We start from the raw sequence: 2,880 nt of genomic DNA, 5'->3' as shown, positions 1-2,880 counted from the left end.
GAGATAGGCAGCGCAGGCCATGAGCACAAGCGGGCTGGCGTTTACCGCGCAAACGCCGGCTTTCGAACCGGGATGGTCATGGCAGCGACCCCGGCCACGACAAAACCCATGCCCAGCCATGCCGTCGAACCAAGACTTTCGCCGAGGAAGAGAGCGCCGATGCCGACGCCGATCGGCACGCGCAGATAGGCCTGCGAGGTGGTGCCGACCGAACCCAGCGTGTGGATGAGGCGGAAATAGATAACGAAGGCCAGCGCGGTGGAAAAGACCGACAGGCCGAGCAGGGCCAGGATCGACGCGGTCGATGGCGCCAGCGTCCACGGCTGGTCGAACACCAGACTGAGCGGCACGAGGATGACGGCGCCGCACAGCATGGAACCGGCGGCCGGTAGCATTGGGTCGAGGCCCTTGAAACCGCGGCCGAAAATGGCGGCCCCGGCATAGCAGACCGTCGCGGCGACGATTGCCAATTGCGCCCACAATTCATGACCGAGGCCACCCAGCGCCTGCGTGCCGATAATGAGGCAGATGCCGGCAATGCCGGCGCCCACACCGATCAGTTTGCGCAAGGTGACCGGCTCGTGGCGGGTGATGAGCGCGGTCAAGAGGAAGGTGAAGATCGGTGAGGTCGCGTTGAGGATGGTGGCGAGGCCGGCATCGACCGAGCGTTCGGCCGCGGCGATCAGGGTGAACGGAATAACGCTGTTGAGGCAGGCCTGGAAGGCGAAGCGGCGCCAGCTTGCAGCATCGCCCGGCAAGGCGAGCCCGCGCCAGCGGATGATGGCCAACAGGATGCCGCCGGCGATCAGGGTGCGGGCGGCAATGAAGGTGACCGGCGGGATGGTTTCGACGCCGATCTTGATGAAGGTGTAGGAGGCGCCCCAGAGCACTGCCAGCACGACGAGCAGTACCAGGTCGGTGGTCAGATCGTTTTTTGCAGGCTCGTTCTTCGTCGACATGCTTTTTGTAGACATTGGGGGCTGGCTCGCCTTCGAAGCGGGATCGTCTGATCCAGGCTTATAGGCGGTGCGGCGATGAAATGCTTCGGCCACGGTCGAATTGTCATAGCGCCTCGCGGCTGATGCCCCTTTGCCTGTTCCGCCAAAGTTGCGTGTCACGCCCTAGGCAAACCGGTTTCAAATCGCTAGACCCGCGCCGGGCCGGCGTGGCAAGAAGCCGGCTCGGGTTTTTGGCGGAGATTTTGATGCCGGATTATGACGTGCTTTGCATCGGCAATGCCATTGTCGACATCATCGCCCAGTGCGACGAGGAATTCCTCGAGACCAACGGCATCATCAAGGGCGCGATGAACCTCATCGACACACAACGCGCCGAACTGCTCTACAGCCGCATGGGCCCGGCGATCGAAGCGTCCGGCGGCAGCGCCGGCAACACGGCGGCCGGCGTCGCCAGCTTTGGCGGCCGCGCCGCCTTCTTCGGCAAGGTCTCCAACGATGCGCTGGGCGAAATCTACGCCCACGACATCCATGCACAGGGCGTCGCCTTCGACACCACGCCGCTCAAGGGCGAGCCGCCGACGGCGCGCTCGATGATCTTCGTCACGCCCGACGGCGAGCGCTCGATGAACACCTATCTCGGCGCCTGCGTCGAGCTTGGGCCGGAGGATGTCGAGGCCGATAAGGCTTCTGGCGCCAAGGTCACCTATTTCGAAGGCTATCTGTGGGACCCGCCGCGCGCCAAGGAAGCGATCCGCCAGACGGCGAAGCTGGCGCACGCAGCAGGCCGCGAAGTGTCGATGACGCTGTCGGATTCGTTCTGCGTCGACCGCTACCGCGACGAATTCCTCGACCTGGTGCGCTCGGGCACGGTCGACATCGTCTTTGCCAACAGCCACGAGATCAAGTCGCTCTACCAGACATCGTCGTTCGACGAGGCGCTGGCGCAGATCCGCAAGGATTGCCGGATCGCCGCCGTGACCCGCTCGGAAAAAGGCTCCGTGATCGTGCGCGGCGACGAGACGGTGGTGATCAAGGCGACCGCCATCAAGGAACTGGTCGACACGACGGGCGCCGGCGATCTCTATGCCGCCGGCTTCCTGCATGGCTACACGCAAGGCCGCGACCTGCAAACCTGCGGCGACCTTGGCTCACTGGCGGCCGGATTGGTGATCCAGCAGATCGGCCCCAGGCCCCGGCAGAATCTGCGCCGCGAGGCTGAGCAGGCGGGATTGCTTTAACAACCGTCAAGCTGCCGCCCCTCACCGTCGCGCAGTTGTCATACATCGCACCTACACGCAATCTGGGCGTCCCGCGACTGACATTTCGGTGCGCCCTCAGTCAGTTGGGGTGTCAAGAAATGCTGGACAGCATGCTGTCGGGCGGCAGGATTCGTTGCCGCCGCGATTTCCGTTTTCCGCACTAGAAGTTCAACAATCGGCCGCAGCTGAGGGGGAGCGCGCGGCCAGAAGACAGATGCATGAACAGATTTCAAATCCAGGGCCTCAAGCAGGACGACTTCGCGGAGATGGTCGCGGAAGACGTCGAACGTGCACTTGCCCACTATGACGAGGCCATCAACAAGCCCACCATGGTCTCGGTCGGCAAGATCGCCGGCAGCATAGCGTCCGCCGTCACCTTGCTGTCACCGAAGCACCGGCGCGCCATCGACGCCATCCATGCCGACCTGCCCGGCCTGGCGTCGAAATTCGTGCGCGCGCTGGCGGCGGAAGCCGCGCGCCGCAGCGAAGCCGGTATTGCCGGCGTGACAAATCCGCCGACGACCCCGTTGGCCGATGTCGAGCCTCCTTCGCTGCCAAAGTCCGACGATCTCGAATCGATGCTGATCGAGGACTGGGCCGGCCGCGTCGCCGGTTCGACCTATCTGGAAGAGCATCTGCGCATCGCCCGCTCGACCCTGCAC

Annotated in this window: 2 protein-coding genes and 1 pseudogene; 2 read left to right on the top strand and 1 reads right to left on the bottom strand. The window is 64.2% G+C overall.

All coding sequences use genetic code 11. The annotated features are described in order from the left end of the window. Window positions 1–41: 41 nt before the first annotated feature. Complete coding sequence (locus tag EN879_RS30735) at window positions 42–974, bottom strand: EamA family transporter (protein ID WP_050580561.1); 933 nt, start codon at window positions 972–974, stop codon at window positions 42–44. A 230-nt stretch (window positions 975–1,204) separates the two neighbouring features. On the opposite strand from EN879_RS30735, the gene EN879_RS30730 reads away from it, so the two are divergent. Then, on the top strand, window positions 1,205–2,197 hold the full coding sequence (locus EN879_RS30730) for an adenosine kinase (RefSeq protein WP_127274470.1): 993 nt from the start codon (window positions 1,205–1,207) through the stop codon (window positions 2,195–2,197). A 239-nt stretch (window positions 2,198–2,436) separates the two neighbouring features. After that, window positions 2,437–2,880: pseudogene (locus EN879_RS30725) on the top strand (hypothetical protein); the annotation flags it as partial.

This window comes from Mesorhizobium sp. M7A.F.Ca.AU.002.02.1.1, from assembly GCF_003998535.1.
In the GTDB taxonomy this organism is placed as follows: domain Bacteria; phylum Pseudomonadota; class Alphaproteobacteria; order Rhizobiales; family Rhizobiaceae; genus Mesorhizobium; species Mesorhizobium ciceri.
Note: the sequence above shows the minus strand (reverse complement) of the source record. Positions and strands in the feature narration are given on the sequence as shown.

Coding starts and splice junctions, on each gene's coding strand:
- EN879_RS30735 (WP_050580561.1), bottom strand. CDS start 974: ATGTCTACAAAAAGCATGTCGACGAAGAACGAGCCTGCAAAAAACGAT.
- EN879_RS30730 (WP_127274470.1), top strand. CDS start 1,205: ATGCCGGATTATGACGTGCTTTGCATCGGCAATGCCATTGTCGACATC.